Source organism: Magnetospirillum fulvum MGU-K5 (genome assembly GCF_000442515.1).
In the GTDB taxonomy this organism is placed as follows: domain Bacteria; phylum Pseudomonadota; class Alphaproteobacteria; order Rhodospirillales; family Magnetospirillaceae; genus Phaeospirillum; species Phaeospirillum fulvum_B.
The window spans coordinates 1-5,119 of sequence record NZ_AQPH01000120.1 but is presented as its reverse complement, the minus strand read 5'-3'; the positions used below and the strand labels follow the sequence as shown (position 1 = coordinate 5,119).

At 59.8% G+C, this 5,119-nt stretch carries 6 protein-coding genes; 1 reads left to right on the top strand and 5 read right to left on the bottom strand.

Annotation, left to right across the window (positions count from 1 at the left end; translation table 11 throughout):
• The 3 genes from kdpB to kdpF all read right to left on the bottom strand — a co-directional run.
• Positions 1 to 1,340: potassium-transporting ATPase subunit KdpB (gene kdpB, locus K678_RS16785; RefSeq protein WP_021133672.1), on the bottom strand; the 1,340-nt coding region annotated here is incomplete at its 3' end.
• 14 nt (positions 1,341 to 1,354) lie between these two features.
• On the bottom strand, positions 1,355 to 3,061 hold the full coding sequence (gene kdpA, locus K678_RS16780) for a potassium-transporting ATPase subunit KdpA (RefSeq protein WP_021133671.1): 1,707 nt from the start codon (positions 3,059 to 3,061) through the stop codon (positions 1,355 to 1,357).
• Between the two features lie 9 nt (positions 3,062 to 3,070).
• Complete coding sequence (kdpF, locus tag K678_RS16775; protein ID WP_039853717.1) at positions 3,071 to 3,160, bottom strand: K(+)-transporting ATPase subunit F; 90 nt, start codon at positions 3,158 to 3,160, stop codon at positions 3,071 to 3,073.
• 369 nt (positions 3,161 to 3,529) lie between these two features.
• Here kdpF and K678_RS19790 point away from each other — a divergent pair, with 369 nt between their 5' ends.
• Complete coding sequence (locus K678_RS19790) at positions 3,530 to 3,841, top strand: collagen-like protein (protein WP_021133670.1); 312 nt, start codon at positions 3,530 to 3,532, stop codon at positions 3,839 to 3,841.
• 351 nt (positions 3,842 to 4,192) lie between these two features.
• Here K678_RS19790 and K678_RS16765 read toward each other — a convergent pair whose 3' ends face one another.
• A complete protein-coding gene (locus K678_RS16765; protein WP_039853716.1) occupies positions 4,193 to 4,582 on the bottom strand; it encodes a PRC-barrel domain-containing protein in 390 nt (129 codons plus the stop codon).
• A gap of 29 nt (positions 4,583 to 4,611) precedes the next feature.
• Complete coding sequence (locus tag K678_RS18840; protein ID WP_021133668.1) at positions 4,612 to 4,797, bottom strand: hypothetical protein; 186 nt, start codon at positions 4,795 to 4,797, stop codon at positions 4,612 to 4,614.
• Between the last annotated feature and the right edge of the window lie 322 nt (positions 4,798 to 5,119).

Here is a 5,119-nt window from a genome sequence, read left to right as displayed (position 1 = left end):
TTCAGATGGATCACGCCGAGCAGCCGGTCACCCCGCGCAACCACCAGCGGGGTTCCGCCCGCCTTGGCCACCTTCTCGACCGACTGGACCAGATCGCGCGGCAACCCGCCCGGAACCCGTCCTGCCTTGTCGGCGACATAGGCGGCAATCGAATCGGTCGCCCCTTTGCGGATTTCGATTCCGTCAATGTCCACCCCGCTCATCCGGGTATGCGCCGAGAAGGGAATGAAGCTCATCTTGGCCATCGGCGGCTCGAGCAGGGCAAAGCGCGACTGGGCCAGAGCGACGATCGACTTGCCTTCCGGGGTTTCGTCGGCCAGCGAGGCGAGGAACGCCGCCTCGGCCAGATCGCGTTCGTTGACAGTGGACAGCGGCAGGAACTCGGCCGCTTGGCGCGCCCCCAGGGTAATGGTGCCGGTCTTGTCGAGCAGCAGGACGTCGATGTCGCCCGCCGCTTCGACCGAACGGCCCGATTTGGCGATGACGTTGAAGGTCACCAGCCGGTCCATGCCGGCGATGCCGATCGCCGACAGCAACCCGCCGATGGTGGTGGGGATCAGGGTCACGAACAGCGCGATCAGGAACACCGTGGGAATCGTCGTCCCCGACCACGAGGCAAAGGCCGGAAGCGTCGCGACGACAATCAGGAAAATCAGGCTCATCCCCACCAGCAGGATGGTCAGCGCGATTTCGTTGGGAGTCTTCTGCCGCTTGGCCCCTTCGACCATCGCAATCATCCGGTCGAGGAAGGATTGCCCCGGATCGGCGGTGATCCGCACCACGATCCGGTCGGATACGACCCGGGTGCCGCCGGTCACCGCCGACCGGTCGCCGCCGGATTCGCGGATAACGGGCGCGGATTCGCCGGTGATGGCGCTTTCGTCGATGGTGGCGATCCCGGCCACCACGTCGCCGTCACCGGGAATGGTGTCGCCGCTCTGGCACAGCACCAGATCGCCGACACGCAGACGCTCGGCCGGAACGTCACGGAAGGTGGTCGCATCGACCGAGGCGATCTGGTGGGCGATCGTGCCGGTGCGGGTGCCGCGCAACGACGCGGCCTGGGCCTTGCCGCGTCCTTCGGCAATCGCCTCGGCGAAATTGGCAAACAGCACGGTGAACCACAGCCAGGCCGAAATCTGGGCCATCACCGCGACATGCGGCTGGCCAAGATCGCGGACGGTCAGAATGGTCGAAAGCAGCGCGACCAGAGCGGTCGCAAACATCACCGGGTTGCGGATCAGCTGACGGGGATCGAGCTTGACCAGCGCATCGCCAGCGGCGCGCGACAGGATCGCGCCGTCGAACAGAGCCCGGGATTGGGGACGATGGATACTCATCGCAGCACCTTTTCTTAGAACAGAGTGCCGAGGCCGAGCAGCAGATGCTCGACGATCGGGCCCAGCGCCAGGACGGGGAAGAAGGTCAGACCGCCGACCACCAGGATTACGCTGGTCAGCAACCCGATGAACAACCCGCCATGTGAGGGGAAGGTTCCAGCCGAGGCGGGGATCGTCTTCTTCGCGGCCAGGGACCCGGCAATCGCCAGGGCCGGGATAATCACGATGAAGCGGCCCAGCAACATCGCCAGGGCCAGCAGGCTGTTGTGCAGCACCGTATTGGCGCCGAACCCGCCGAAAGCCGATCCGTTATTGGCGGTGGCCGAGACATAGGCGTACAGCACTTCGCTCAATCCATGCGGCCCGCCCGCCGGGATCGCCTCTGGCCCGGCCAGCAGCGCGACCGCCCCCAGACCCAGAACGGAAACGGGGAAGATCAGGGTGGCGAACACCGCCAGCTTGACCTCTTTGGCCTCGATCTTCTTGCCGAGATATTCCGGGGTACGCCCGACCATCAGACCGGCAATGAACATCGTGTGGATGACGAAGATGATGATGCCGTAAAAGCCCGCGCCGACACCGCCGATGATGATCTCGCCCAGCATCATGTTGATCAGCGGAACCATTCCGGCCAGCGGCATCAGGCTGTCATGCATCGCATTGACCGCGCCGCAACTGGCCGCCGTGGTGACCACCGCGAACAGCGAGGACAAGGCGATGCCGAAGCGGACTTCCTTGCCTTCCATGCTGCCCGACAGCGACGGATCGATCCCGAGCGCGGTCAAAGCCGGGTTGCCCTGGGCTTCGGCGCCAAAGGTCACCGCAACACCCAGCACGAACAACACCCCCATCGCGCCGAGCAACGCCCAGCCCTGGCGGGTGTCGCCGATCATCCGACCGAAGGTGTTGGTCAGACCGGCCCCGATCGCAAGGATCGACACCATGTGGATCAGATTGGCCAACGCGGTCGGATTCTCGAACGGATGCGAGGCGTTGGTGTTGAAGAAGCCGCCGCCATTGGTGCCGAGATGCTTGATCATCATCTGGCTGGCGACCGGACCTTGGGCGATCACCTGCTTCACCCCTTCCAGGGTGTGGGCTTCGACCGAGGCCAACAGAGTCTGCGGCACCCCCTGCCATACCAGCACCATCGCGCCGATCAGGCACAATGGCAGCAGCAGATAGAGGACCGCGCGGGTCAGATCGACATAGAAATTGCCGATGGCGCGGGCGTTGTGACGGGCAAAGCCGCGGATCAGCGCGACCGCGACGGCAATGCCGGTCGCCGCCGACACGAAATTCTGCACGGTGAGACCGGCCATCTGCACCAGATGGCTCATCGTGGTTTCACCACCGTAGGATTGCCAATTGGTGTTGGTGACGAAGCTGACCGCAGTGTTGAAGGCCAGATCGGGCGCAACCGCGCTCATCTCGCCGGGATTAAGCGGCAGCCAGCCCTGGAGGCGCTGCAAGCCATACAGCAGCACGGCCCCGGCCAGATTAAAGGCCAGCAGTGACAGAGCATAGCGGCTCCAATGCTGCTCGGCGGCGGGATCGATGCCGCCCAGACGGTAAAAGCCGCGCTCGACTGGGGCCAGAACCGGACTGAGCAGAACCCGCTCGCCGGAGAACAGCCGGGCCATGAAGCCGCCCAGGATCGGGGTCACCGCCACGATCAGGCCAATGAAAATCAGTATTTGGAGGATGCCGTTGGCGTCCATTCCATCCTCCTAGAAACGTTCCGGACGGATCAGAACCGCGCCCAGATAGCCAAGCAGGCCAAGAACGGCGATCGCGCCAAGGATCAGATCGAACGACATGAGATACGCCTTTGCTAAAGGTGGTCGCAGGCGCGAACGAACAGCGCGCACAGAGCAAAAAAGGCCAGAAGAGCGGCCAGGAATGCGAGATCGGGCATCGGGACTCTCCGATAGGGGTTCCGCGTGGTGCATTCCCTACGCCGCTTTGGCATCAGCACTCCATGCGGAAGGGTGTAAAGAGACCATAAAGACCTTCTCCAAAAAACACCACCAAGATCAAATAGAATCGAAGTTAAAAAGCCGATACGCTCCATGAACATCAAATAGTATAATTGAGTACTAACCGATGGTTAAATATTTATTTTTATAATATATATTGATATAAGAGAATTCAAATAACACACCGTAAACAATGAAATGGAGCGGGTCATGAGATACACATCTCTATCCCTTGCCGCAATTCTTGCTCTGGGACTGAGCGCCTGCACTGGCCCGGCTGGACCCCAGGGGGTTCAGGGCAACACCGGCTATACCGGCGCGACCGGATCGCAAGGAAACACCGGCAATACCGGCTATACCGGGGCGCAGGGTGAAACCGGCAATCAGGGCAACACCGGCTATACCGGGATGCAGGGCGAACCCGGCGATCCGGGATCGGCGGGTCGTCAGGGCAATCGCGGCAATACCGGCGCGACCGGCGCCCAGGGCGGAACCGTCGTCGTCGTTCCCTCCGCGCGGTAATCGCCACAATCGGAAAATACCGGAGGGAGCAAACGCCCCCTCCGGTATTTTATTGTCTGCAAATCAGAACCAAGCCCGACCACTGCTTTTACATGTACGCCTTATGCACCACACGCATCGATTCTCGAGAGAATTCGAAATCGGACACGTTCGACATCAGGGGGAAGACGAAAAAATAAACGTAAAAAAACATCGCGACGACGAAGGAAAAGGCAAAAACAAGAACCTTGTTATCGATTCCCATCATCGCCGCCTCCATCCTCGCGAAAATTTACATGTCCGCCCCACCCAAGATTTAAGTCGATCACGGATTGATAGCGGCGCGGGGTGGCTTCCCACCCCGGCCTTTTATCAATTTGAATATTTAAATTCCGGCAGGCTCTTCAGGTTTTCCTTGGTGGCGTCACGAAGGATGATCTTCTTATCGCGCACCTCGAGCGCGCTATAGGGCACGACGACATATTTCGAGCCGACGCCCAAAAATCCGCCGACCGACAGCACCGCGAACGGAACGGTCTCGCTGGGGGTCACGATCAGATCGTCAACCTTGCCCACCACCTGATCCTGTTCGTTATAGACGGCGCTGCCCACGACCTTGGAGGTCCGATAGCCGGTGGCCACCGTCTTGAAATCGACCTTGAGCAGGCCAAGCGTCTGCGGCGTTCCCTGGGCCATCACTTGGCTCCCCAGGCTGACCGAAAGAATCGCACCAGCGGCCATCATCTTGATGAAATGTGTCATGTCGTCTCCCTTTGAAAAACGGATCGTCATCACATCGGTGTAACGATTCTCAGGCGAATCCTTCCCAATCCACGCACCGCATTCCGGATTTTCTGTTCCCGAAGCTTGGCCGCGATATCGTCGGCCGACACGGCATCACCGATAACGGGATCGCGCTCGCGATCGGGAAACGCTTTGCTTCGACCGCTTGCCGCACCGTCCTGTTCTAGATCCATGCCAGACTCCCTTCCGTTGCCGTGTCGTCCGACATTCCCGGACCACAACACCGCCGCAGAAATGATAATAACAAAAAGAAAGATTTCGTAATTTAAAGAAAGACTACATCCAACATTGATGATAGCCTAGGGGACAGTAAAAAATAACATCCGGAAAATACTCAATAAATTACAATTTAAGACGCGATTCAGCACAGGCACGCCAGCCGATAAATCTTGAATTGGCAACAACGAACCGGAAGGGACAAGGGGAGGAAGGATCCCGCCTTGGGTATATTCCGAGTCTTCACCGAATGATGATTTTTAATCTAATCTTCGGCTG